Source organism: Streptomyces sp. NBC_00704, assembly GCF_036226605.1.
In the GTDB taxonomy this organism is placed as follows: Bacteria; Actinomycetota; Actinomycetes; order Streptomycetales; family Streptomycetaceae; genus Streptomyces.
Window position 1 is genome coordinate 7006827 of record NZ_CP109000.1, and the last position, 24092, is coordinate 7030918.

General features: G+C 71.4%; 21 protein-coding genes. 7 read left to right on the plus strand and 14 right to left on the minus strand.

Translation table 11 applies throughout. From position 1 onward, the window contains the following. Positions 1–83 precede the first annotated feature (83 nt). Positions 84–2369, plus strand: a complete 2286-nt coding sequence (locus tag OG802_RS30390) for a CCA tRNA nucleotidyltransferase (RefSeq protein ID WP_329415648.1) — start codon at positions 84–86, stop codon at positions 2367–2369. An 84-nt stretch (positions 2370–2453) separates the two neighbouring features. Then, positions 2454–3536 (plus strand): hypothetical protein, encoded by a 1083-nt coding sequence (locus OG802_RS30395; RefSeq protein WP_329415650.1) that lies wholly within the window; start codon positions 2454–2456, stop codon positions 3534–3536. 270 nt (positions 3537–3806) lie between these two features. On the opposite strand, the gene OG802_RS30400 is transcribed toward OG802_RS30395, so the two are convergent. The 5 genes from OG802_RS30400 to OG802_RS30420 form a co-directional block, all read right to left on the minus strand. Further along, on the minus strand, positions 3807–3995 hold the full coding sequence (locus tag OG802_RS30400; RefSeq protein ID WP_329415652.1) for a hypothetical protein: 189 nt from the start codon (positions 3993–3995) through the stop codon (positions 3807–3809). Between the two features lie 151 nt (positions 3996–4146). Beyond that, positions 4147–4311 carry a hypothetical protein gene (locus OG802_RS30405; RefSeq protein WP_443055474.1) on the minus strand — a complete coding sequence of 55 codons (165 nt, stop codon included), beginning with the start codon at positions 4309–4311 and terminating at the stop codon, positions 4147–4149. A 184-nt stretch (positions 4312–4495) separates the two neighbouring features. Next, positions 4496–5734 carry a glycoside hydrolase family 5 protein gene (locus tag OG802_RS30410; protein ID WP_329415654.1) on the minus strand — a complete coding sequence of 413 codons (1239 nt, stop codon included), beginning with the start codon at positions 5732–5734 and terminating at the stop codon, positions 4496–4498. Positions 5735–5930: 196 nt separating this feature from the next. Further along, a complete protein-coding gene (locus tag OG802_RS30415) occupies positions 5931–6755 on the minus strand; it encodes an alpha/beta hydrolase family protein (RefSeq protein WP_329415656.1) in 825 nt (274 codons plus the stop codon). Positions 6756–7347: 592 nt separating this feature from the next. Then, a complete protein-coding gene (locus OG802_RS30420) occupies positions 7348–8190 on the minus strand; it encodes an alpha/beta fold hydrolase (protein WP_329415658.1) in 843 nt (280 codons plus the stop codon). 137 nt (positions 8191–8327) lie between these two features. Here OG802_RS30420 and OG802_RS30425 point away from each other — a divergent pair, with 137 nt between their 5' ends. After that, on the plus strand, positions 8328–8816 hold the full coding sequence (locus tag OG802_RS30425; protein WP_329415659.1) for a helix-turn-helix domain-containing protein: 489 nt from the start codon (positions 8328–8330) through the stop codon (positions 8814–8816). 4 nt (positions 8817–8820) lie between these two features. On the opposite strand, the gene OG802_RS30430 is transcribed toward OG802_RS30425, so the two are convergent. Genes OG802_RS30430 through OG802_RS30455 form a run of 6 tightly spaced genes read right to left on the minus strand, consistent with a single transcriptional unit; the run spans position 8821 to position 14020 of the window. Then, a complete protein-coding gene (locus OG802_RS30430) occupies positions 8821–9753 on the minus strand; it encodes an amidohydrolase family protein (RefSeq protein ID WP_329415660.1) in 933 nt (310 codons plus the stop codon). Continuing rightward, complete coding sequence (locus tag OG802_RS30435) at positions 9750–10061, minus strand: L-rhamnose mutarotase (protein WP_329415663.1); 312 nt, start codon at positions 10059–10061, stop codon at positions 9750–9752. Before OG802_RS30435 ends, OG802_RS30430 begins: the two co-directional genes overlap by 4 nt. Continuing rightward, positions 10058–11068, minus strand: coding sequence for an aldo/keto reductase (locus OG802_RS30440; protein WP_329415665.1), 1011 nt, complete (start codon positions 11066–11068; stop codon positions 10058–10060). Before OG802_RS30440 ends, OG802_RS30435 begins: the two co-directional genes overlap by 4 nt. Further along, entirely contained in the window at positions 11065–11823 is a 759-nt protein-coding gene (locus OG802_RS30445) for an SDR family NAD(P)-dependent oxidoreductase (protein WP_329415667.1), read from the minus strand. Before OG802_RS30445 ends, OG802_RS30440 begins: the two co-directional genes overlap by 4 nt. Next, a complete protein-coding gene (locus tag OG802_RS30450; RefSeq protein ID WP_329415669.1) occupies positions 11820–13157 on the minus strand; it encodes an enolase C-terminal domain-like protein in 1338 nt (445 codons plus the stop codon). Before OG802_RS30450 ends, OG802_RS30445 begins: the two co-directional genes overlap by 4 nt. Positions 13158–13168: 11 nt before the next feature. After that, complete coding sequence (locus OG802_RS30455) at positions 13169–14020, minus strand: fumarylacetoacetate hydrolase family protein (RefSeq protein WP_329415671.1); 852 nt, start codon at positions 14018–14020, stop codon at positions 13169–13171. Positions 14021–14742: 722 nt separating this feature from the next. Here OG802_RS30455 and OG802_RS30460 point away from each other — a divergent pair. The 4 genes from OG802_RS30460 to OG802_RS30475 all read left to right on the plus strand — a co-directional run bounded on the left by OG802_RS30460 (position 14743) and on the right by OG802_RS30475 (position 19301). Further along, complete coding sequence (locus OG802_RS30460) at positions 14743–15789, plus strand: sugar ABC transporter substrate-binding protein (RefSeq protein ID WP_329415673.1); 1047 nt, start codon at positions 14743–14745, stop codon at positions 15787–15789. A 104-nt stretch (positions 15790–15893) separates the two neighbouring features. Beyond that, the gene (locus OG802_RS30465; RefSeq protein WP_329415674.1) at positions 15894–17465 is read left to right on the plus strand and encodes a sugar ABC transporter ATP-binding protein; all 1572 of its coding nucleotides are present in this window, start codon (positions 15894–15896) and stop codon (positions 17463–17465) included. 2 nt (positions 17466–17467) lie between these two features. After that, complete coding sequence (locus tag OG802_RS30470; protein ID WP_329415675.1) at positions 17468–18511, plus strand: ABC transporter permease; 1044 nt, start codon at positions 17468–17470, stop codon at positions 18509–18511. Between the two features lie 88 nt (positions 18512–18599). Further along, positions 18600–19301 (plus strand): FadR/GntR family transcriptional regulator, encoded by a 702-nt coding sequence (locus tag OG802_RS30475; RefSeq protein ID WP_329415677.1) that lies wholly within the window; start codon positions 18600–18602, stop codon positions 19299–19301. Positions 19302–19485: 184 nt separating this feature from the next. Here the strand turns inward: OG802_RS30475 and araD are convergent, their stop codons facing one another. Genes araD through araB form a run of 3 tightly spaced genes read right to left on the minus strand, consistent with a single transcriptional unit; the run spans position 19486 to position 23475 of the window. Then, complete coding sequence (araD, locus tag OG802_RS30480; protein ID WP_329415679.1) at positions 19486–20208, minus strand: L-ribulose-5-phosphate 4-epimerase AraD; 723 nt, start codon at positions 20206–20208, stop codon at positions 19486–19488. A 23-nt stretch (positions 20209–20231) separates the two neighbouring features. Then, positions 20232–21749 (minus strand): L-arabinose isomerase, encoded by a 1518-nt coding sequence (araA, locus tag OG802_RS30485; protein WP_329415681.1) that lies wholly within the window; start codon positions 21747–21749, stop codon positions 20232–20234. A gap of 43 nt (positions 21750–21792) precedes the next feature. Continuing rightward, a complete protein-coding gene (gene araB, locus OG802_RS30490) occupies positions 21793–23475 on the minus strand; it encodes a ribulokinase (RefSeq protein WP_329415684.1) in 1683 nt (560 codons plus the stop codon). Positions 23476–24092 lie beyond the last annotated feature (617 nt).

Here is a 24092-nt window from a genome sequence, read left to right on the forward strand (position 1 = left end):
AGGCGGCATTGGTCCGACGGGGGCGAGGGGCGACGGACGCACCTTCGCGGGAGACATGAGGGTGCGTGACGATGGCCTCGGCCGTGACCGAAGAGGACAATCGCAAGGTACAGACCGCCGTCCTGGGAGGATCCCAGGGCCATCGGCCCGTCTTCCTCCCCTTCGAGAAGGAAGCCGCGCAACGCCTGCGCAACCTGCGCGGCGCCGACGCGTTCAGCTGCGGCGTCCTCCTCGGAGGCTGCGGACAGGTGCTGACCCTGCGCGCCTGCGGTGACAGGAAATCCCACTTCGCCCACCGCCCGCCCGTGCGGTGCCGCCGAACCGCCGTGGGGGAGAGCAGCGCGGACCACCTGTACATCGGCGAGGCCCTCGTCAACTGGCTGCGCGGGCAGGGCCGTCCGAACGTCACGGTCGCCTACGTCCAGCAGACCCAGGCCCGCAGCGACTCGATCGAGATCCGCTTCGGCCCGAAAGGGGGACGGCGCCGCCTCCTGCACGTACAGATGGTCCGCCGTTCGTTCTCCCAGTGGAAGGACGACGGAAGGAGGCTCGAAGCAGCGCCCGGCGAGAGCCCGGTGATCCGCGCCTACGGGCCGGAGAGCGAACTCGCCCCCTACGAGGTGCAGGCCACCGGCCACGCCCTGCGCTTCCGCTGCGAGACGCGCGATGGCACACGAGAGGTGTCGATCGGCACGCAGTCGCCCGATCACGACGTTCGGTGGACGACCCTCGACCGGTGCCGCCTCAGCGACCTCGGACTGGTCACGCCGTTCCTCGAACGGGCCCGGGCCGGTGACGCACTGCGTCTCAAGAGCACGCCGGGGGCCACGACGCCGGCGCCTCCGCCTCCCCGGCAGGCGACCGCACGGAGCGAGGCACGAGGTCGGCGCCAGCAGCCGGCCGTTGCGCCCCCGCCGGAGGGACCGGCCGGATCCGCGCAGGAGGGTCCCGTCGATCCCCGGGCGACGGCCGCACGGGCGGCGCTCCCGCCGCTCGTCGACGACCTCCTGCACCGCTTCACCGCCGCCGGGTTCACGCTCAGCCTGGTCGGGGAGTCGGTGCGCCGGGCCCTGGTGGGCGCCGTCGGACAGGAACTCGACTTCGTCACGGACTCCGACGCGGGGCGGATACGGCAGCTCGTCGCGGGCTGGGCACACGAACTCCCCGCCCGCGAAGACGACGCAGACCGCCCCGTCACCCTGCGCAAGCAGTCGGACGGCGCCGACCACACCCTGCGGATCCACCCGCGCCCGGCGCGTTCGCACGACCGGTCCTATCCCGCACGGCGAGCCGAGCACCACAAGGCGCTGGAGAAGTACCTGCGCCGCAGCGACTTCACCGTGGACGCCATGGCGCTCGGACTGTCGCACGTGACCCTGACGGACCCCTTCGGCGGCCTCGAGGACCTGGAGCATCGCGTCCTGCGCACCCCACGGGAGCCCAGGGCGGCGACCGTCAACGACCCGGCGCTGATGCTCCGCGTGGTCCGCCGCGCCGCCCTGCTCGGCTTCGAACCGGCCCCGGAACTGAAGGACGCGATGCGCGCGGCGGCGAGCCGGGTCACCCAGGTCCCCGCCGAACAGGTGCGGGACGACCTCACCGCCACCCTGCTCGCGGCCCGTCCCGAAACCGGACTGCGCCTGTTGGTCGACACCGGACTCGCCGGGCACGTCCTGCCGGAACTGCCCGCCCTGCGGTTCGAGAGCGCGGGGCATCACCGCCACAAGGACATCTACGAACACACGCTGACCGTCCTGGACCAGGCCATCGCCCTCGAAACGCAAGGGCCCGACCTGACCCTGCGCTGGGCCGCGCTGCTCCACGACATCGGCACGCCACGCACCCGCCGTACCGGACGCAACGGCCGGGTCACCTTCCACCACCACGAGGCGGTGGGCGCCAAGATGGCCCGCAGGCGACTGCGGATCCTGCGCTGCCCGGACCAGCTCATCGCGGACGTCGTCCGCCTGGTGGAACTGCACGTCCGGTTCCACGGCTATCTCGACGACGAGTGGACCGACCCCGCCGTGCGCCGCTACGTCCGCGACGCCGGCCCGCTCCTCGACCGGCTGCACAGACTCACCCGTGCCGACTGCACCACCCGTGACCATCGCAAGGCCCGTGCGCTCGCCCGCGCCTACGACTCCCTGGAGGAACGCATCGAGCGCCTTGACACCGAGGACGCACGGCAGGCCGCCCGACCGGACCTCAACGGCCACCAGATCATGGACATCCTCGGCATGCGTCCCGGGCCCGAACTCGGACGCGCCTATGCGTATCTGCGAGACCTCCGCATCGAGAAGGGCCCGATGGACTTCGAGACGGCCAAGGACGCGCTGCTGGAATGGCGAGCCCGGGGCGACAGCTGACCCGGGCCGGCCGCCGACCAGCCGGCACACCACCGTCCCCGGCCCCACTGATCGCTGACCTCTGACCGCTCACGGAGTTGCTTCATGCCCCGACCCCGCCGTGCCACCGGCACCGCCCTGCTCGTCGCCGCCGTCCTCGCCGTCGGCGGCTGCGGCAGCGACACCGACCCCTCCACGGCGCACACCCCGGCCGCTACGGAGGAGGCGAGCGGGACCGAGCCGGCCGCACCGGCCGACGGGGCGGACACGGACCCCGCGTCGACCGGGGCCGCGGCGACCGGCGACGACACCTCGATCGAGGACTTCCTTACCGCGGCCGGCATCGACGACACCCTGGTCAAACGGCTCGGCGAGGTCGGTGACGCCAACAACTACGGTCTCGGAACGGGCGTCGAGACCGGCCTGGAGGACCGTCGAGGACTCGCGACGCTCCAGGTCACCACCTGCCGCGACGTGGCCGTCGGATACCGGACCTGGGAAGGCGTCCGGCGAGCGGACGAGGCGGGCGGCGCGACCGAGGACCAGGCAGCCGCCATGGCCGACTTCCTGCGGACGGACTTCTGCCCCCACGTCGCACCGTTGAAGGAGGCCGCTCTTCCCGTACAGACCCTCGGCGGGCCGCCCGAGGACGATCTCGGCGGCCGGGGTCTCGCCTCGCCGGTGACCTGGTGGGACCGACGCCATCCACGCGTCTCGTGGGCCGAGGAGTGCGCGCCGCGGCTGGGAATGCCCGACACGGACCCCGTGGCCTACCGCCTGGCGAAGGACGAGGTCGTCTGCGCCGCCCTCCCTCCCGCCGCGTCGCTGAAGAACCACCTCATCAGCGTGGACGTCGTCTTCTCGTCCCAGGTCGACGAGGACCGGGCGCTGAAGGCCGCGCTCGCCCTGCTGCCCAGCGACGCGAAGCCGACGGAACCGAAGCAGGGCGCCAACCCGGACTGGTCGTACCTGGACGGCGGCTGTGTGCACATCGGCTTCCGTACGGGGACGATGAAGAGGCTGACCCAGGGACTGAAGAAGGACGCCGAGCCGTGGGCGTCCGCCGTCTACTACTCGGAAGGGGCCACCGAGGACGGAGCCGTGGGCGACTACACGGGACAGGTCAGGCGGATCTCGCTCTCCACAGGCGCCGACGACCCCGGCGCCTCAGGTCAACTGACCTGCTGACACTGAACCATCGGACCGAATCGGCCCGCTGGGTTGTTCGCACGGCTGATGGGTGGCCGGCCCTCGAGTCGGTCCTGGTCTCCCGAGAATCCGAAGATTCCCAGGCGAGTCGGCCTGTCGCCGGAGCAGAGGACGACGTAGTGACCGGTCCACCGCATCCGGCACTCGCCGAGCAGGCTTTGCTCGTGCTCCTCATGGATCACCGCCTCATCGGCGGCAGCGGCGAGTGCCTCGGGAGCGCGTCGACGGGTCATCCGTGGCAACAACCCTTTAGATGTCGAGGATTGAGTGGGTGCCCTCGCTCCCCATGAACTCCTCGTCCTCGTAGAGGTCCTCCAGGCTTCCGTATCGGGCACCATCGCCGTACTCCTCCTGGAACACCCTGGCCCGCAACGTCGCCAAGGCGGCCTCGACATCGCCGTCGTACCCGGTGACGTAATCCCATCCGCCGGCACCCATCGAGCCGCCGCCCTGAAGATCAAGATCGTGAACGCGCGAACGATACCGGCGGGGACTGACAACGCCGCGGCCCGGCGCCGGGTTCCGCTCGACTCCCGGATTGAGGTGTCCAGGCGGTCGACCGCGTCACGGAGATCGCCCGGACGGGTCCTCAGTTCTCCAACCGGACCGGCATCAGGATCGAGAAGGTGTTCTCGTCGTCGGGGCGGCGGATGGCGAGTGGGGCCGTGGGCGCGCCCAGGTCCGAGATCACTTGGTCGCGGGCCCGGCGGCGGGCGCGCCGGAACTCTGAGCCCTCGACAAGGAAGAGGGTCAAGCCGGGCCGGACCGGGCGGTGATCCGGTCCGCTGCCCGGCCGCCGCCACTGCCCGGCGTCGGCCCAGAACCGCGAGGGGCGCGCAGCCGGACGAGTCCGAGGTCTCACGCCGACCGGCGTTGCCTCCGCTCGGCCGGCCGCGCGCCCACCGCAGGCCGCCTCCGTCGCCGGGGCTCCGATGCGGCTATGCGCCGGGCGTGAGGGCCGGGGCCGCGGTACGGCCGGAGACGCCGCTCATGATGGCGTCGATGATGCCCTGCTGCGTCACCTTGAGGGAGCGCCGGTCGAACAGCCCGAACCCGTAGCGGTCCGTCGCGCCGTTGTCCCAGTAGACGGGGGCCGCGCCGTATTTCCTGGCCGTGGCCGTGACGGCCCGTGCGAAGTCCGCACGATACCTGTTGTTCGACGAATCGAAGGACGACTTGTCGATGGCGCCGAATTCACCGACGACCACCGGGTATCCCTTCGTGACGAAGGCGTTGTACATCGCCTTCAACTGCGCGTCCAGATAGTCTTCCTGTCCCCAGGTCGATTTCCTCGACGGGTTGGTGGCCGCTCGTCCCCATTGGGTGATGGTGCCGCTTTCTTCCCCGGCGAAGTCCCAAGGGGCGTAATAGTGGACGGAGATCATGATGCGCCGCTCGTTGGCGGGGACGGTCGATGCGCGGTACCGGTCGGACGGGAGCGTGAAGCCGTAGTTTCCGGCCGTGTAGTCGATGTTGGTGTTCCAGCCTGCGACGAGCAGCCACCTCGAGGCGTTGTTGCCGCCCGTCTTCCGCACGGTGTCCACGAAGATCTGGTTGTAGCTGTTGATGTTGGAGTAGCACGGTTGGGTGGGGTTGCCGTACTGTCCGTCGAACTCCTCGTTCATGGATTCCAGGATCAGCCGGTCGTCGTAGTTCCTGAACTTGTTCGCGATCTGCTGCCAAGCCTTCTGGTATTTGGCCTTGATCGTCGTCTGGGAGGAGGAATCACAGATCAGCCAGGAGCCGTTGACGCTCTTGTAGCCGTCGCCGTGCATGTTGATCAGCACATGCAGGCCCCTGTTGTAGGCGTAGTCGACGACCTGCTGGACTCTGGTCAGCCAGGAGGGACTTATCGTGTAGTCCGGGCCGGCTCCGATGGATCCCAGGTACGAGACCGGGATCCTGATCGTCCTGAATCCTGCCGCCCTGACTTTGTCGATGAGGGCCTGCGTCACGGTCGGCTGGCCCCAAGCCGTCTCGCTGGGATAACCGTTGGCGGTGGCCTCGAGTTGGTTCCCCAGATTCCATCCCGCACCCATGTCGGCCACGATCTGCGAGGCGCCCGACTGTGCTGTGGAATCGGCCGACGCCTGTTGTACCGCGCCGTACGCCGACGCGGTGAGTGCCAACAGGACGGCGAGGAACGCGGATCTGATCTTCCCCGCTGATGAAACCATGTGCTTTCCTTTCGTTCTTCCAGCCGTGAGGATGCGCCCGTCCCGGGAGTGCGTCCGTTCCGCGGGAGCACCCCCCGCCCCGGGCGCACAGCCCGTTCCGGGAGCACGACCCGCCCCGGGGGCACGCCTCGTCTTGCGAGCGTGCGCAGTCGCTCGTGATGGCCTCGGACCCGCCTGTGGCGGTCCGAGGAGTTCCTCAGCCGAGCGCGGCTTCCCAGGTGGTGGTGCTGGAACTGGCGTCGGTGCGGAGGCGGTCGCGGGCGGCGGTGTCGCCGTGCAGGCTGAAGCGCATCCAGTCCACGATGGTTGCGACCGTCCGGGAGTCGCCGAAGTAGTTGCTGTGGCCCGCGCCCTTGAAGGTGAGGAAGGCCTTGGGGGTGGGCAGTTCGCGGTAGGCCTGGCGGGCCGAGGAGAGGGGGCAGGTGGTGTCCCGGTCGCCATGCGTGAAGAGGACCTTGGCGTGCACCGAAGGGCTCGGATTGCCCATGTCCACGCAGGACATGGGGACGGCGGCGGTGATCCGCGCGTCCGGCCAGGCGGTCAGCAGGCCGTGGGTGGTCATGCCGCCCATCGAGTGGCCGGAGACGCCGACGCCGACCGCCGTGTCGAGGTGGCCCGCGAGCGGGTCGGCGGCGGTGTTCAGGGCGAGGGTGCGGGTGATGACCTCGGAGACGTCCTTGGACTGGTTGCCGTTGTAGACGTCCTGGCCGCTGAGGTTGGCGAAGTAGGGGGCCGGCACGACGAAGCCCGCCTCGGCCAGCGGACGGATGATGGCCAGGGACTTCTGCGGGCTGCTGCTGAAGCCGTGCATGAACTCGCAGACCGGGAAAACGCCTTGCGCGACGGGGGCGTTGGTGACTGGTGAGCCGCCGGGAGTACCGGTGGCGGGGTAGTAGACGTAGGTGGTCCACCGGCGGCTGCCGCGGCTCCAGGTGTACGGGCGGACACCGACCGCGAATCGCCGCGTCGGAGCCGGGGCGCGCACGCCGGCGTGTGCCGGGCCTGCACCGAGCAGGGACATGCCTGCACCCGCGGCGCCTAATGCGCTCAGGGCCAGGAAGCTACGCCGTTGCATGGACATGAGGACTCCAGGTGTGGGGGTGGGGTGCCGTGGGGGATGGCCGAGCCGGCCTGTCACACAGGGGAGGGCGCTGCGACCCTGCCCGGTGGCGGTGACTGGCTGATGCCGTGGGGTGCTGCACTGCTTTGCATTGCACTGCGTTGAGTTGCACTGCGTTGCGCGAGCCGGGGGACAGCGGGACGGCATGCCCGTAACCGTCGGCCGACCGTGAACTCCGCACGGAATACGCTCTTCACGTCCGCCCGCCGACCGATCGCGGGGCCTCGCTGACGGAGTGCAGGGAAATTCCGTGGAAGGGGTGCAGAGGTGAGGTGCCATTCCTTTCGCTCTTCGGATTCCTCGCCTCTGGGAACGTTCCCACGCGACGTGCAACAGTCAGATTCCCGATCGAGTGCCGGTCTGTCAATCATTGGCGCTCAACTCGGTCGTCTTCGACGCGCATTCGACGAATCGCGTGCGGACGAGGGGCGTTATGGTGCCGTCGGCGGACTTCCGAGTGTGTTCGCAATCTGCCGCCGCTCACCTGCCGCCCTCACCTGTCGTCGGTCTTCAGGAGTTCCCGGATGCGTGTCGCGTAGGCCCGCGGGTGGCTGGTGTTCCCGTTGTGGCCGCCGGGCAGTTCCTGAAGTTCGCGGTCGAGTCGCGCCGCGAGGGCGGTCGCGCAGTGGTAGTCGAAGACGGTGCGCGGTGTGGTGCGGCCGGCCGCCGGGATGATGTGTGTGCCGGTGCTCCGCAGGGCGGCGACGTCGAGCGTGTCGTGGACGACCGCCGTGAAGTCGTGCCGGATGAAGAAGTCGAAGTTGGCTGTGCGCCGGGCGTTCATCGGCTGGGCTGTCAGGTCCGGTTCGGCGTCCCCGTTCCCCGGGTCGATGCCCAGGGTCCGGGCGATCTCCGGGAGGGCGGCGCCGAGGCCCTTGCGGAGATAGAGGTCCTGGAGGGCGCCGAGTTCGTGTTCGTGGCGGGCGCGTTCGGCGTCGGGCAGCAGGCGCGGCGCGACGGGTTCGTGGGCGATGAGGACGCCGATCTGCCCGGGGTGCCGCGTGGCGGCGTGCAGGCCGATGACGGCGCCGAGGCTACAGCCGAGCATCAGCGCCGGACTGTCCGTGAGCGAGGCCAGGAGGTGGTGGACGTCATCGGCGTGCTCGGTGAGCGTCACTCCCCGCTCGGGGTCGTCGAGCCGGCTGCGCGAGAGCCCGCGTCGGTCGTAGGTGACCACTGCGTAGGAGTCGGCGAGACGGGCGACGAGATCGGTGCTGCGGTCGGCGTCGCCTTCGCCGCTCTGCGAGATCAGCAGCAGCGGGCCGGTGCCGCGCATCTGGAAGTGAAGCCTCGCGCCGGGGACGGCGAGCGTGCCGGTGGTCGCGGTCGTGGACATGGTGATCCCCCTCGTGGGCGACGGCCCGTCCGTCGGCTCCTGCTCGAACGTAGTCCATCGATCCAGATGTATCAATCTAGATGCATTAAGAAAGATGGATTGAGTTCGATGGATCCGTTTCGATGTAGCTTGGAGGTGTGGACGGAGTCGAGCTGTTCCTGCTGGGACGCACCCTGATGAAGATCGGCGAAGAGGCCCTGCCCGAGCCTCCGGACGGGGCCGGGCGGTACGCGGGCGGCGCTCGCACGGTGCTCATCGTGGCCAGCGACATCGCCGCCGGACAGGCCACCACCGTCGGCGAGATCGCCGCTCGCACCGGTCTGCCGCAGAGTCAGGTGTCGACGGCCGTGGCCCGGCTCAAGGAAGCGGGCTCCGTGCAGACGTCCCCCGACCCGGCCGACCGGCGCAGGATGCTGGTGCGCCCGAACCCCGAGGTCTCCCCGCGGGTGGCGCAGGTCCGCGCCGTCGACGCCGGTGGTGCCGTCGCCGCGGCCCTGGGGTCGGACGATCCCGGGCGGCTGGCCGAGGTCATGGAAGCGCTGGACGTCCTGGCCCGCAACCTCACGCCTCGGCCGGGGCCGGGGGCCTCGCGAGAGCAGGCCGCCCGACGACGTCAGGCGCCGTGAGCCGTCACGGCGTGGAGAACAGGCCCGGTGCCGGCGGTCCGGAGCCGTTGACGGGGTGGCCGTTCGTGACCCGGGGCAGGCCGTAGGTCCGCTTCGCGGTGGCGGTGAAGACCTGGTGGCGTTCCGCGGGGGTGAGCGGGGCCGTCAACTCGCGTGCGACGGAGAGGACTTGGTCGTAGGGGGCGGCGAGGCGGCAGACGGGCCAGTCGGAGCCGAACATCATCCGGTCGGGGCCGAAGGCCTCCAGGACGGTGTCGGCGTACGGTCCGAGGTCCGCCGTCGTCCAGGAACTCCAGTCGGCTTCGGTGACCAGGCCGGAGAGCTTGCAGACCGTGTTGGGGAGGGCGGCGAACCGCCGGACGTCCTCGGCCCAGGGGTGGAGGGCGCGGGAGGCGACGGGCGGTTTGCCGAGGTGGTCGAGGACGAAGGTGAGTTCCGGCAGGCGCGCGGCGGCTTCGGCGGCGGCGTCGAGCTGGTGGGGTGTCACCACGAGGTCGTGGACGAGCCCCGCCGCGGCGACCGCGGTCAGACCGCGCAGCACGTCGGGGCGGACCAGCCAGCGGGGGTCCGGTTCGCCCTGTACCTGGTGGCGGATGCCCACCAGGTACTCGCCTCCCGGGCCCGCGCGCAGCTCCGCGAGCCGGTCGGCGACGTCGGGCGCGGTCAGGTCGACCCAGCCGACGACGCCCGCGACCAGCTCGCTGCCCGCGGCCAGCTCCAGGAGTTCCGGGGTCTCCTCCGGCACGGTGATCGTCTGCACCAGCACGGTGGCGGCGACCCCGGCCGCGCGGGCCTCCGGCTCCAGGTCGGCCAGGGTGAAGTCGCGGCGCAGCGGGGCCAGTTCCGGTCCGCGGATCCAGTCCTGGTCGCGGACGGACAGGTCCCACACGTGATGGTGCGCGTCGACGACGCCGGCTTCGCGCTCCTCCGCGCTCACAACTGCCACACCACCGGCAGCGAGGCGTCCGAGCCCTGGGCCGAGTAGTCGTGGACGACGTCCAGCAGCTCGGCCATCCGGGCCTGCCAGGCGATGTTGGCCGGCAGTTTGTCGAGTTCGGCGATCATGACGGCGTAGTCCTTCACCTCCAGGAGGTGGAACAGCTCGGCGCCGCTGCGCCAGATCGTCCACTCGCTCACCCCGGCGGCGCGGATGGCGGCGGTCAGCTCCTCGGGCACCTCGCGGTGTGCCGCCTCGTACGCGGCGACGCGGTCGGCGCGGACCCTGGTGTGCAGGGCGATCCTCATGACGGCTCCTCCAGCGGCGGGTCGACGGGGACGGGGGCGCCCGGGCCCAGCAGCCCCTCGGCGCGCAGGTCGTCCCACAGCGCGTCCGGGACCGGGCGGCGCAGGTGCCCGACGGTGTCGCGTACCTCGTCGGGGGAGCGGGCGCCCGTCAGGACGCTCGCGACCGCGCGATGGCCGAACGGGAAGTGCAGGGCGGCGGCGCGCAGCGGCACGCCGTGCCGTGCGGTCACCTCCCGCAGGCGCAGCGCGCGGTCGAGCACGGGCCGGGGCGCGGGCGCGTAGTCGTAGGTGGCGCCGGGCCGCGGGGCGGTGAGCAGCCCGGAGTTGAAGACCCCGCCGATGATCACGCCGCGGCCGCGGGCGGCGGCCTCCGGCAGCACCTCGGCGAGGCCCTCCTGGTCCAGGAGGGTGTAGCGGCCGGCGAGCAGCACCACGTCGATGTCGGTCTCGCGCAGGAAGCGGGCGGGCAGCGCGCACTGGTTCATGCCGACGCCGACGGCCCCGACCACGCCCTCGGCGCGCAGCCGCTCCAGTGCCGGGTAGGCCTCGCGCAGAGCCTGCTCGGCGTGCCGGTCCGGGTCGTGCAGCAGGACGGTGTCGACCCGGTCCAGGCCGAGGCGGTCCAGGCTCTCCTCCAGCGAGCGCCGTACCCCGTCGGCGGTGAAGTCCCAGACGCGGCGGTGGGTGGCGGGGACGGCGAAGCCGTCGGCGAGGTCGTCACCGGGGCCCGCCGTCGTGTCGGGCACGAGCAGCCGGCCCACTTTGGTGGAGACGGTGTAGGAGTCCCGGGGGCGGCCGCGCAGTGCCTCGCCGAGCCGTCGTTCCGAGAGGCCGAGCCCGTAGTGGGGCGCGGTGTCGAAGGTGCGCACTCCCGCGTCCCAGGCGGCGTCGACGGTGGCGAGGGCGGCCTCGTCGGTGACGGCCCGGTAGAGGTTGCCGATGGCCGCGCAGCCGAGCGCGAGCGGTGTGACGCGGACCGCGCTGCCGCCCAGTGTGGTGGTCGTCATGACCGGGCCGCCGGGCGCAGCCGCAGCCCCTGCATGCCGCCGTCCACGGCGAGCGCGGTGCCGGTGACGGATGCCGCGACGGGACTGGCGAGGTAGACGATGGCGGCCGCCACCTCGTCGGCGGTGACCAGCCGGCCCATGGGCTGGCGGGCGGCGAGCGCGGCCCGCTCCGCCTCCGGGTCGTCGGCGCCGTCCAGCAGCCGGCCCACCCAGGGAGTGTCGGCGGTGCCGGGGTTGACGCAGTTGACGCGGATGCCCTCGCGGACGTGGTCGGCGGCCATGGCGAGGGTCAGCGACAGGACCGCGCCCTTGCTGGCGCAGTACAGGGCGCGCTGCGGGAGGCCCGCGGTGGCCGCGATGGAGCAGGTGTTGACGACCGCCGCGTGGGCCGAGCGCCGCAGGTGGGGCAGGGCGGCGCGGGTGGTGCGGACCATGCCGAGGACGTTGACGTCCAGGACGCGCAGCCACTGCTCGTCGGGGTTGTCCTCGACGGTGCCGACGGCGCCGATGCCCGCGTTGTTGACGAGGATGTCGATGCCGCCCAGCCCGGTGGCGGCGGCCTCGACGGCGGCGCGTACCGAGGCGTCGTCGCTCACGTCGGCCGTGAGGCCGAGCAGGGGCCGCGGCACGTCGGCGGCGTCGAGATCGAGCACCGCGACCGCGGCGCCCTGCGCGGCCAGCGCGCGCGCCGTGGCGAGCCCGATGCCGGACGCTCCGCCGGTGACGACGGCGGTCAGACCTGACAGAGCGGTCATGCCACGTCCTCCCGTCCGGCGCGGTCGGCCACCCAGAACGTGCCGTCCGGGAAACGGTACTCGGCGATGGACTCCGGCCGCATGGTGGCGGAGAAGCCGGGGGCGAGCGGCGCGGTGTAGTGGCCGTCGCGGATCACGACGGGCTCGGTGAAGTGCTCGTGGAGGTGGTCGACGAACTCGATGACGCGGTTCTCGGTCGTGCCGGTCAGCGCCAGCCAGTCGAACATCGACAGGTGCTGCACCAGCTCGCACAGGCCGACGCCGCCGGCGTGCGGGCACACCGGCACCCCGAACGCGGCGGCCAGCAGCAGGATCGCCAGGTTCTCGTTGACGCCGCCGACCCGGGCCGCGTCGATCTGGAGGACGTCGATGGCTTCGGCCTGGAGCAGCTGCTTGAAGACGATGCGGTTCTGCACGTGCTCGCCGGTCGCCACCTTCACGGGCCCGACGGCCTTGCGCACGGCGGCGTGTCCGAGCACGTCGTCGGGGCTGGTCGGCTCCTCGATCCAGTACGGGTCGAAGGCGGCGAGCGCGTTGGTCCACTCGATCGCCTCGCCGACGTTCCACCGCTGGTTGGCGTCGATGGCGATGCGGATGCCGTCGCCGACCGCCGCACGGGCGGTGCGCAGCCGCCGGATGTCGTCCTCCAGGTCGGCGCCGACCTTCAGCTTGATCTGGGTGAACCCGTCGGCGACCGCCTGCTTGGCCAGCCGGGTGAGCTTGTCGTCGGAGTAGCCGAGCCAGCCGGGGGAGGTGGTGTATCCGGGATAGCCGCGCCGCAGCAGTGCCGCCTCGCGCTCGGCGAGCCCGGTCCTGCCCTCGCGCAGCAGCCGCAGGGCGTCCTCGGGGGTGAGGGCGTCGGCGATGTAGCGGAAGTCGATCTGGGAGACCAGCCACTCGGGGTCGGCGTGGGCGAGCAGGCGCCACAGCGGTTGTCCGGCCCGTTTGGCGGCCAGGTCCCACACGGCGTTGACCACCGCGCCGATCGCCATGTGCATCACGCCCTTCTCCGGGCCCAGCCAGCGCAGCTGGCTGTCGCCGATCAGGTCGCGGCTGAGGGAGCCGGGGTCGGCGCACAGTTCGTCGACGCCGCGGCCCACGACATGGAACCGCAGGGCGTCGATGGCGGCCACCTGGACGTCGTTGCCGCGGCCGATGGTGAAGGTGAAGCCGTGGCCCTCGTGCCCGTCGGCCGCGTCGGTGCGCAGGACGACGTAGGCGGCGGAGTAGTCGGGATCCGGGTTCATCGCGTCCGAGCCGTCCAGCTCCCGCGAGGTGGGGAAACGGACGTCGTACGTGTCGACGGCCGTGATCCGGCCGGAGGTCGCAGTCACGGGAGTGCCTTTCACGCTTGGCCGAAGGTCTGACGCTGCCCGCCGAGCCCGTCGACCGAGAGTTCGACGGTGTCGCCGGGCCGCAGGAAGGGGGCGCCCGGCAGACCCAGGGCCACGCCCGCGGGAGTCCCGGTGTTGATCACGTCGCCCGGCTCCAGCACCATGTACCGGCTCAGGTACGCCACGAGGTGGTCCACGGGGAAGATCATGTCGCCGGTGTGGCCGTCCTGCCGTTTCACGCCGTTGACGCTCAGGTGCAGTCCGAGGTTCTGGGGGTCGCCGATCTCGTCGGCGGTGACCAGCCAGGGGCCGAGCGGGTTGAAGGTCTCGCAGGACTTGCCGAGGTCCCACTGCGGTGAGTACTCCAGCTGGAACTCGCGCTCGGACACGTCATGGCTGATCGCATAGCCCGCGATCGCGTCGCGCGCCGCTTCGGGCCCGTCGAGGTAGCGCGCCCGGCGTCCGATGACGACCGCCAGTTCGACCTCCCAGTCGGTCTTCACCGAGCCGCGGGGGATCAGGACCTCGTCGTAGGGGCCCACGACCGTGCCCGGGTCCTTCATGAACACCACCGGACGCGGCGGGATCGGCGCGCCGGTCTCGGCGGCGTGGTCGCGGTAGTTCAGGCCGACACAGACGATCTTGCCCGGACGGGCGAGCGGTGCGCCGATCCGCCGGCCGTCCGCGTCCAGTTCGGGCAGCCCGCCCGCGGCGAGCGCGGCACGGGCCCGCTCGACACCGCCGCCGGCGAGGAAGGCGCCGTCGATGTCGGAGGCCACGGGGGACAGGTCCAGCAGCCGGCCGTCGTCGGCGCGGACGGCGGGCCGCTCCTCGCCGGGCGCGCCGACTCGTAGCAGTTTCACTGGGCAACTCCCTTGTCGTCGGTGGTTCGTGAGGGGCGAGGCGGCCGTGCGGGCCCCGCCGTCGTCGCATCAGCGGGACCCGCGGACGATCCGACGTATTGCTCCGCGCAGTCATCGGAGGACTGGCGGCAAGGTGACTTTAAACGGAGAAGGGCCCTCAGACCAGGGAAACCTCGGATGTATTTCGTGGTCATGTGCGGCCGTGACCCTGCCGATTGGTCGGTTCGGTAGCATTTGCCCGCACATGGCAAGCGAGTACGGCTCCCTCCTCCGACGAATCGGTGGGGCGCTTGCGCCGCCGTCCTCGCCGTCGGATGCCGTGGAGGCCCGGCGGATCACCCGTTCCGGCAGGCGGGAGGCCTGTCGCGCGTTCTTTTGACGGCCGGCCGCAGGACCGGTCGGCGTCCCGCGGGACGATGTCACGCAAATGTGCTGCGGCGCGCTCTTGTCAACGTCGGCAATGCCGTCGTAACGTCCTCGACGTCCCGCAATACATCGGAGGAATGGCCCGCACGTTCCCGTCGCGGTCGACGCGCACCGTGCGACCGTCCGGCCTCCCGTCCCTCCGGCTGCCCCTCCCTCACGCCTCCGTCCGACGTGATCCGCACCCGCCCCGCCCCGGATCCGCGGACCGGCCGTCGTCCTCGCCCCTCTCGAGGGCGAGTACGCCCCCTCCGCCCTCGCCCGCCGGCTCCCCGCCCTGCCTGAAGAGAGAACACGGAATGAAGCCCGCTCGCACCCGCTCCACCGCCGCAGCCGTCACCGTCGTCCTCGCGGCGATGTCCCTCGTCACCGCGTGCAACCGCGGCAGCTCCGACTCGGCCGGCTCGAGCGACGCACCGGCCATCGGCATCGACCTGCCCCGCGCCGACTCCGACTTCTGGAACTCCTACGCGCAGTACCTGAAGAAGGACATCGAGACCGACGGCGTCAACGCGCTCCCGCTGAGCAACTCGCAGAACGACGTCACCAAGCTGGTCGCCAACGTGCAGGTGTTCCAGAACACCGGCGCCAAGGCCGTCGTCATGGCGCCCCAGGACACCGGCGCCATCGCCTCCACCCTCGACACCCTCGCGTCGAAGAAGATCCCCGTGGTCAGCGTCGACACCAGACCCGACAAGGGCGACGTCTACATGGTGGTCCGCGCCGACAACCGGGCGTACGGCACCCGGGCCTGCGAGTTCCTCGGCAAGCAGCTCGGCGGCGAGGGCAAGGTGGCCGAACTGCAGGGCGCCCTGGACTCCATCAACGGACGCGACCGCTCCGAGGCCTTCGCCCAGTGCATGAAGCAGAAGTTCCCGAAGATCACCGTCTTCGAGCTGCCCACCGACTGGAAGGGCGACGTCGCCTCCGCCAAGCTCCAGTCGCTGCTGGCCCAGCACCCGGACCTCAACGGCGTCTACATGCAGGCCGGCGGAGTCTTCCTCCAGCCCACCCTGGCACTGCTGGAACAGAAGAAGCTGCTCAAGCCGGCGGGCGAGAAGGGCCACATCGCGATCGTCTCCAACGACGGCATCCCGCAGGAGTTCGACGCCATCCGCAAGGGCCAGATCGACGCCACCGTCTCCCAGCCCGCCGACCTCTACGCCAAGTACGCCCTGTACTACGCCCGGGCGGCGGCCGAGGGCAAGACCTTCGCGCCGGGCAAGACCGACCACGACTCCACCATCGTCAAGATCCCCAACGGCCTGGAGGACCAGCTGCCCGCCCCGCTGGTGACGAAGGACAACGTGGACGACAAGTCCCTCTGGGGCAACAACGTCGGCTGATCACCGGCAGCCCGCGCCCGCGGTGGGGGAGGGACCGGCGCCCGCCTCCCTCCCCACCGCGACCCCCGTACCCCAGCACCCGACGTCAAAAGGACGGACCCACCATGGCGGACACCGCGACCGGCCCCGGGCACCCGGCCCCGGTGGCCGAGGCGACCGGCATCAGCAAACGGTTCGGCGCGACCGTCGCCCTGCGCGAAGCCCGTATCGGCGTCGCGGCGGGCGAGTCGCACGCGCTCGTCGGACGCAACGGCGCCGGCAAGTCGACGCTCGTGTCGATCCTCACCGGCCTCCAGCAGCCCGACACCGGAACCCTGCGCTTCTCGGGCGAGGCGGCGCCCGCCGTCGGCGACATCGACGCCTGGCGCTCCCGCGTCGCCTGCGTCTACCAGCGCTCCACGATCATCGGTGAGCTGACCGTCGCCGAGAACCTCTTCCTGAACCGGCAGAGCGCCAAAGCGGTACAGCCGATCCGCTGGAAGCGACTGCGGCTGCGCGCCGAGGAACTGCTCGGCGAGTACGGGGTGGCCGTCGACCCCGCCGCGCGGGCCAGGGACCTGACCGTCGAGCAGCGCCAGTTCGTCGAGATCGCTCGCGCCCTGTCCTTCGGCGCCCGCTTCATCATCCTCGACGAGCCGACCGCCAAGCTCGACGCCCGCGGCATCGGCCGTCTCTTCGACAAGCTCCGCGACCTCCAGGAGCAGGGCGTCGCCTTCCTCTTCATCTCCCACCACCTGCAAGAGGTGTACGACCTCTGCGGCACGGTCACGGTCTACCGCGACGCGCGCCACATCCTCACCGCGCCCGTGGCGGAACTCGGTCACCGTGCGCTGGTGGAGGCCATGACCGGCGAGTCCGCCGCCGGCGCCGCGGTCGACCGGAACGGGCCCCCGGCCGCACGGGCCGACTCCCCGGAACTGCTGCGGATCGACGGCCTGACCCTGCCCGGCGCCTGCGAGGACCTGTCCCTGTCGGTCCGCGCCGGCGAGGTGGTCGGGCTCGCCGGCGCCGCGGCCAGCGGCAACGTGCGGGTGGGCGAGGCGGTCGCCGGCCTGCACCGGGCCACGGACGGCAGCATCTCCGTCGGCGGCAGGAACGTGCGCCCCGGCAGCGTGCCGTCCGCCCTCGCCGCCGGGGTCGGCCTGGTCCCCGAGGACCGCCACCTCCAGGGACTGGTCGGCAACCGCAGCGTGGCGGAGAACGCCACCCTGACCGTCACCGGTCAGCTCGGCCCGCTCGGCACGATCCTGCCCGCCCGGACCAGGGCCTTCGCCCGGCGCATGATCCGCGACCTCGACATCAAGACCCCGGGAACCGCCACCCCGGTCTCCGCCCTCTCCGGCGGCAACCAGCAGAAGGTCGTCGTCGCCCGTGCCCTGGCCACCGATCCCCGCCTCCTGGTCGCCGTCCGTCCCACCAACGGCGTCGACGTGAAGTCCAAGGAGTTCCTGCTCGGCAGGATCCGGCAGGTCGCCGACGCCGGCCGGGCCGCACTGATCGTCTCCGACGAACTCGACGACCTCAGGACGTGCGACCGGGTCGTCGTCATGTTCCACGGCCGGGTGGTCGACGAGTTCGACCGCGGCTGGCAGGACGAACAGCTCGTCGCCGCCATCGAGGGCGTCGGCGCCGTCACCGCATCCACCGTATCCGGCACCGACGAGCACGGAAGGTAGTCATGTCCGCCACCACAGATCTCACCGAGCCCGCAGCGAGCGCGGCGGACCCGGCCGCCGCGGACACCGCACGCCGCCGGGTCGACCTCGGCCGCTTCCGTGAACTGTCCCTCGTCCCGGCCATCCTCGTCCTGATGCTGATCGGGTTCATCGTCTCGCCCGCCTTCCTCACCGCCGACAACCTCATCGGCGTGGCCCAGCAGTCCACCGAGCTGAGCCTCCTCGTCCTCGCCACCACCTTCATCCTCATCAGCGGACGGATGGACCTGTCCCTGGAGTCGACCATCGGCGTGGCCCCGGTCATCGCCGTGTGGCTCGTACTGCCCTCCAGCGGCGGCCGCTTCACCGGCCTCGGCTGGTTCCCCGAGTGGACGGCCGTCCCTCTGTGCCTCCTCGTCGGCGCGGCGATCGGCGCCGTCAACGGTTTCCTCATCCTCAAACTGCGCCTCAACGGCTTCATCGTCACCCTCGGCGCCCTGACCATGCTGCGGGGCCTCCAAGTGGCCCTGTCCGAGGGCCAGTCCATCGTGGAACTGCCCTCCTCCTTCACCTACCTGGGCAAGGCGTCCTGGCTGGGCGCCCCGGCCGCCATCTGGATCTGCGCGCTGCTGTTCGCGGCGGGCGGCGGCGCGCTGGCCTGGCTTCGGCACGGGCGCGCGCTGTACGCGATCGGCGGCAACGCGGAGGCCGCCCGCACCGCGGGCATCCGCGTCGACCGGATCGTCTGGGTGGTGCTGATCGTCGGCAGCGTGCTCGCCGCGTTCGCCGGCATCCTCTACAGCGGGCACTACGGCTCGATCTCCGCCACCCAGGGCAGCGGCTGGATCTTCCAGGTCTTCGCCGCGACGGTCATCGGCGGGGTGAGCCTCAACGGCGGCAAGGGCTCCGTCTTCGGCGCCCTGACCGGCGTGCTGACGCTCCAGCTGGTCGTCAACGTCATGACCCTGGCAGGGGTGCCGCCGCTGTGGAACCAGTTCCTCAACGGCGCGATCATCATCGTCGCCCTGATCATCTCGCGCTTCGCGTCGGGCGAGACACAGGAGTGACGCCGGCACACGGCGGCCGCGCGCTCCGCCCCGACGCGGGGTGGAGCGCGACGGCCCCTCCGCGTCCCCCGCACAGAGAGGCACCCTCGTGGCACTGACGGACGAGGCGATGGACAAGATCAAGGCGATGATCCTCGCCGGCGAACTCGCGCCCGGCTCCCGCCTGCCCAAGGAGGACGTCCTCGCCGCGCAGCTCGGCCTCTCCCGCAACTCACTGCGTGAAGCCGTGCGGGCCCTGACCGCCCTGCGGATCCTCGTCAGCCGGCAGGGCGACGGCACCTACGTCTCCAGCCTGGAGCCCCACCTGCTCCTCGGAACGCTGTCCTTCGCGGCGGACGTCTCCCACGGGCGCGCGGCCCTGCAACTGCTCCAGGTGCGCCGACTGCTCGAACCGCAGGCGACCGGACTGGCCGCGTCCGCGCTGCGGCCGCGGGACCTGAAGGAACTCCGCGACATCCTCGACCGGTGCCGCTCCGCCGACACCGTCGAGGACTTCGTCGCCCACGACATCGCCTTCCACCTGCGCATCGTCGAAGCCGTCGGAAACCCCGTCCTCTCGATGCTGTTGCAGGTGCTCTCCACCCGCACCCAGCGGGTGCGCATCGTCCGGGGCAGCCGCACCCGGGACGCCCTGGAGAGCGCCCACCGGGACCACGAGGAGATCCTGCGCGCGCTCCGGGCACGCGACGCGCTGCTCGCGGTCTCCGCCGCGACCGTGCACATCACCGCCGTCGAGCAGTGGCTCGCGACGAGCTGCGTGGACGGCGTCCTCCGCCCGGCGGACGTCTGACCGCCCCCGCGGCCCTCTCGGTAAGCCCGGCTCTCGCCGCGACTCCGGCCGCGAGCAGCACCACCGCGCCCCTCCCCGGAGCCTCGGCCGCGCACGCCACGCAGGCGAGGGGACGACCGCGACAGCCCGGCCCGGCACCCGATGGACGGGTGCCGGGCCGGGGTCGTGCTCACGGAGCGCCGGCTCAACCGGCCGTCGCCGCCCCCGGATTGCCGTAGTAGGCGTCGGGGCCGTGCTTGCGGGAGTAGTGGCGGTCCAGCAGGTGCTGCGGCGGAGGACCGGCCGGATTCAGGGCGAGGGTGCGCAGGGCGATCTCGGCGACGGCCTCGCAGATGATGGCGTGTTCGAGGGACGCGCGGGCGTTCGCGCCCCAGGTGAACGGGCCGTGGCCGGCGACGAGGGCGGCCGGGACCTCGACGGCCCGCCGGTCGTCGTGCTCGAGCAGGTCCACGATGACCTGGCCGGTGTTGTACTCGTAGTCCTTCGCGCACTGCTCGGGGGTGAGGTCGGGCGTGCAGGGGACCGGGCCGTTGAACGTGTCGGCGTGGGTCGTGCCGAGGACCGGGATGTCGCGGTGGGCCTGGGCGAAGGCGACGGCGTGGGTGGAGTGGGTGTGGGTGACGCCGCCTATGGAGGGGAACGCCAGGTAGAGGCAGCGGTGGGTCTCGGTGTCGGTGGAGGGGCGCAGGTCGCCCGCGACGACGGCGCCGTCGGCGAGGCGGACGGTGACCAGGTGGTCGGCCGCCAGGTCCGCATAGGGCACACCGGAGGGCTTGATGACGAACACGCCCGCCTCCCGGTCCACTCCGCTGACGTTGCCCCAGGTCAGGGTCGCGAGACCGACCTCGGGGATGGTGAGGTTGGCGTCCAGGACCTCTTGGCGCAGGCCGTCACGGACCTTGGTCATGATCGTGTCCTTCCCGTGGCGTCTCAGAGGGACTGGGCGAGTCGGTGGTAGGCGGCGTTCCAGCGGATCTCCTTGGCGAACTGGCCGGACGTGGTGTTCTCGTCGATGGTCAGCAGCTCGACGCCGGTCATGGCGGCGAAGTCGGCCAGCGTCTCGGCGTCGACGGCCGAGGTGAGCACGGTGTGATGGGGTGCGCCGGCCAGCAGCCAGCTCTCCGCCGACTCCGCCAGCGACGGACGCGGCTGCCAGACCGCGCGGGCCACGGGCAGCATGGGGAGGGGCTGGCTGGGGGGTATGACGTCGACGGCGTTGGCGGTCAGCCGGAACCGTTCGCCCAGATCGGCCAGGCCGACGACCAGGGCCGGGCCGGGGGCGGCGTCGAAGACGAGACGGACGGGGTCCTCGCGGCCGCCGATGGACAGGGGGTGGATCTCGCAGCGGGGGCGGCCGGCCGCGATCGACGGGCAGACCTCCAGCATGTGCGCGCCGAGGATGCGGGGGGTGCCCGGGCCGAGGTGGTAGGTGTAGTCCTCCATGAAGGACGTGCCGCCCGGAGCACCCTGCCCGATGACCTTCATCGTGCGCAGCAGCGCGGACGTCTTCCAGTCGCCCTCTCCGCCGAAGCCGTAGCCGTCGGCCATGAGCCGCTGGACGGCCAGGCCGGGCAGCTGACGCAGTCCGCCCAGGTCCTCGAAGTTGGTGGTGAAGGCGGTGAAGCCGCCCTCGGTGAGGAAGGTGCGCAGGCCGATCTCCTGGCGCGCGGCGTAGACCAGTGAGTCGTGGCGGATGCCGTCCGGGCGCAGCGAGGGCACCATGTCGTACAGGTCGCAGTACTCCTCGGCGAGTTCGGCGGCCGCCTTGTCCTCGACGGCGTCCACCACGGCGACCAGGTCGTTCACACCGTAGGTGTTGACGGAGTACCCGAAGCGCATCTGCGCTTCGACCTTGTCGCCCTCGGTGACGGCGACATCGCGCATGTTGTCGCCGAAACGGGCCAGGCGCAGGGTGCGGGCGGCGTGCCGGCCGGCGGCGGCCCGCGCCCAGGTGGCGATGCGTCCGACGACCCGCGCGTCCGTCGCGTGCCCGGCGACGATCTTGCGGTTGACGCCGAGACGGGACTCGATGTGCGCGAACTCGCGGTCGCCGTGGGCGGCCTGGTTGAGGTTCATGAAGTCCATGTCGATGCTCGGCCAGGGCAGCGACAGGTTGTACTGGGTGTGCAGATGCAGCACCGGGCGGTCCAGCGCGCTGAGTCCCGCGATCCACATCTTCGCCGGGGAGAAGGTGTGCATCCACACGACCACCCCCACGCAGGCGTCCGACGCCGTGGCCTCCAGGCACAGACGGCGGATCGACTCCGCGTCGGTGAGGACCGGCTTCCAGACCAGGGGGATCGGGATGTCGGAGGCGGCGTCCAGGCGCTCGGCTATCTGCCGGGACTGGAAGGCGACCTGCTGGAGCGTCTCTTCGCCGTACAGGCCCTGGCTTCCGGTGAGGAACCAGATCTCCTGGCCGTCGAAGGGCGATTCGGGAGTCGTCATGACAGGGGTGTCCTTTCACATCGCGTCATCGGGAGGAAGGGGGTCAGGAGGCGGCCTGTGCGCGCAGACGGCGCAGGCGGTGCATGACCTCGTTGGCGCCGCGGCCGAAGTAGTCGTGCAGCAACCGGTACTCGGCGTACAGAGCGTCGTAGGCCGCGGCCCGCTCCGGGTCGGGCTGGTAGACGCCGCGCTGGACCTTGCCCATGGCGTGGGCGGCGGCCCGGATGTCGTCGTACGCCCCGGCGGCGACGGCGGCGTGCATGGCCGACCCGAGGGCGGGGCCCTGGGCGGAACCGATGACGCCGAGCGGGCGGCGGGTGACATCGGCGTAGATCTGCATCAGCAGGGCGTTCTTCGTCAGCCCGCCCGCGATGATCAGCTCCTCCACCGGCACGGCGGCGGCCTCGAAGGCGTCGACGATGGTGCGGGTGCCGAAGGCGGTGGCCTCCAGCAGGGCCCGGTAGACGTCTTCGGGGCGGGTGGACAGCGTCTGCCCCACGAGGACGCCGCTGAGGTCGTGGTCGACCAGGACGGAGCGGTTGCCGCTGTGCCAGTCCAGCGCGATCAGCCCGTGCTCGCCGACCTTCTGCCCGGCCGCCAGCGAGGTCAGGTACTCGTGCGCGCCCATGCCGAGGGCCGCGGCCTTCTCGGCGTACTCGGCCGGCAGGTGGGTGCGGATGAACCAGGCGAAGATGTCGCCGACACCGCTCTGCCCGGCCTCGTAACCCCACAGCCCGGGCAGGATGCCGCCGTCGACGACCCCGCACATGCCGGGCACCACGCCCTGCTGGTCGGAGCTCATCACATGGCAGGTGGAGGTGCCCATGATGGCGACCATCCGGCCCGGTTCCACCGCCACCGCGGCAGGGGCGGTGACATGGGCGTCGACGTTGCCGACACAGACCGCGATGCCCTCGGGCAGCCCCGTCCAGGCCGCCGCCTCGGCCGTCAGCCCTCCGGCCCGGTCGCCGAGCCGGCCGATCGGATGGTCCAGCTTGTCGGCCACGAAGCCGGCGAAGTCCGGGTTCAGGGCGGCGAGGTAGTCGCGGCTCGGATAGGCGCCGTCCTGGTACTGGCCCTTGTAACCGGCGGTGCAGGCGTTGCGCACGTAGGAGCCGCTCAGCCGCCACACGATCCAGTCCGCCGCCTCCACCCACCGCTCGGTGCGGCCGTAGACCTCCGGGTCCTCCTCCAGGAGCTGCAGAGCCTTGGCGAACTCCCACTCCGAGGAGATCTTCCCGCCGTACCGCGCCAGCCACGGCTCCTTCCGCTCCTCGGCCAGCGCGTTGATGCGGTCCGCCTGGCCCTGGGCCGCGTGGTGCCGCCACAGCTTGACGTACGCGTGCGGACGGGAGACGTAGTCGGGGAGCTCGCACAGCGGTGTGCCGTCCGCCAGCACCGGCAGCATCGTGCACGCCGTGAAGTCCGTCCCGACCCCGATCACCTGCTCCGGGCGCACGCCCGAACGGGCCAGCGCCTCGGGCACGGCGTGCCGCAGCACGTCGATGTAGTCGGCGGGCACCTGAAGCGCCCAGTCCGGCGGCAGACGCGTTCCGTCCGGCAGCTCGCGGTCCAGCACCGCGTGCGGGTAGACGAACTCGGCCGCCCCCAACTCCGCGCCGTCACGGACCCGGACCACCACGGCCCGCCCGGACAGGGTTCCGAAGTCGATCCCCACCGCGCAGGCGTCCTGTCCTGCCGGTGCCTCGATCTCTGCGCCCGCCATTGGCTGTCCTCTCAGTGGCCGCTCTGCTGACGGCCACGCTGTGTGTTCGATATATCGAATGACGTTCGAAATGGTGGACCTGCGACGGCCCTGGACGGTCGGGGACATTGGATCGCTCAGGAGCACTGCACCGCTAGATCGTCGTTCTGTGATCTAGGGGACAGCTGTGTGAGAAAAGGTTTTTTCACAGAGCGAAAGACCATTCTGGCCTGTGGACGCCTCGGGGTAAACCCCTCGATCGCATATTTCCGCGAACAGAATGCCCGACCCGTGACCGAACCGATACCCGGACGCCCGGCCGCCAGACGCGTCGGTGACACCCGTGCCCGCGGCTTCGATGGCCCTCCTCGGGCGCGGTGCGCTCGGAGCGCTCGGTTGCGCCGTCACCGGGGAGCTTGTGTGACCGATTTCGGCGTGGGAGTGTTGTGAGCGGTCACATCGGCGGTGCCGGGACCCTCAGCAAGGCGCCACCTCGCCGGCGCACCGGCGGTGAGCTGCGTTCGCACACCGGCGGTCCGCTGCTCCGCAGGGCGAGAACTACCGAGCACCTCACGCCAGTTGCACAAGTCGGGGGCGGAGACGACCCCTGAGGGACCGCAGAGGCGATCGGCCGCCCG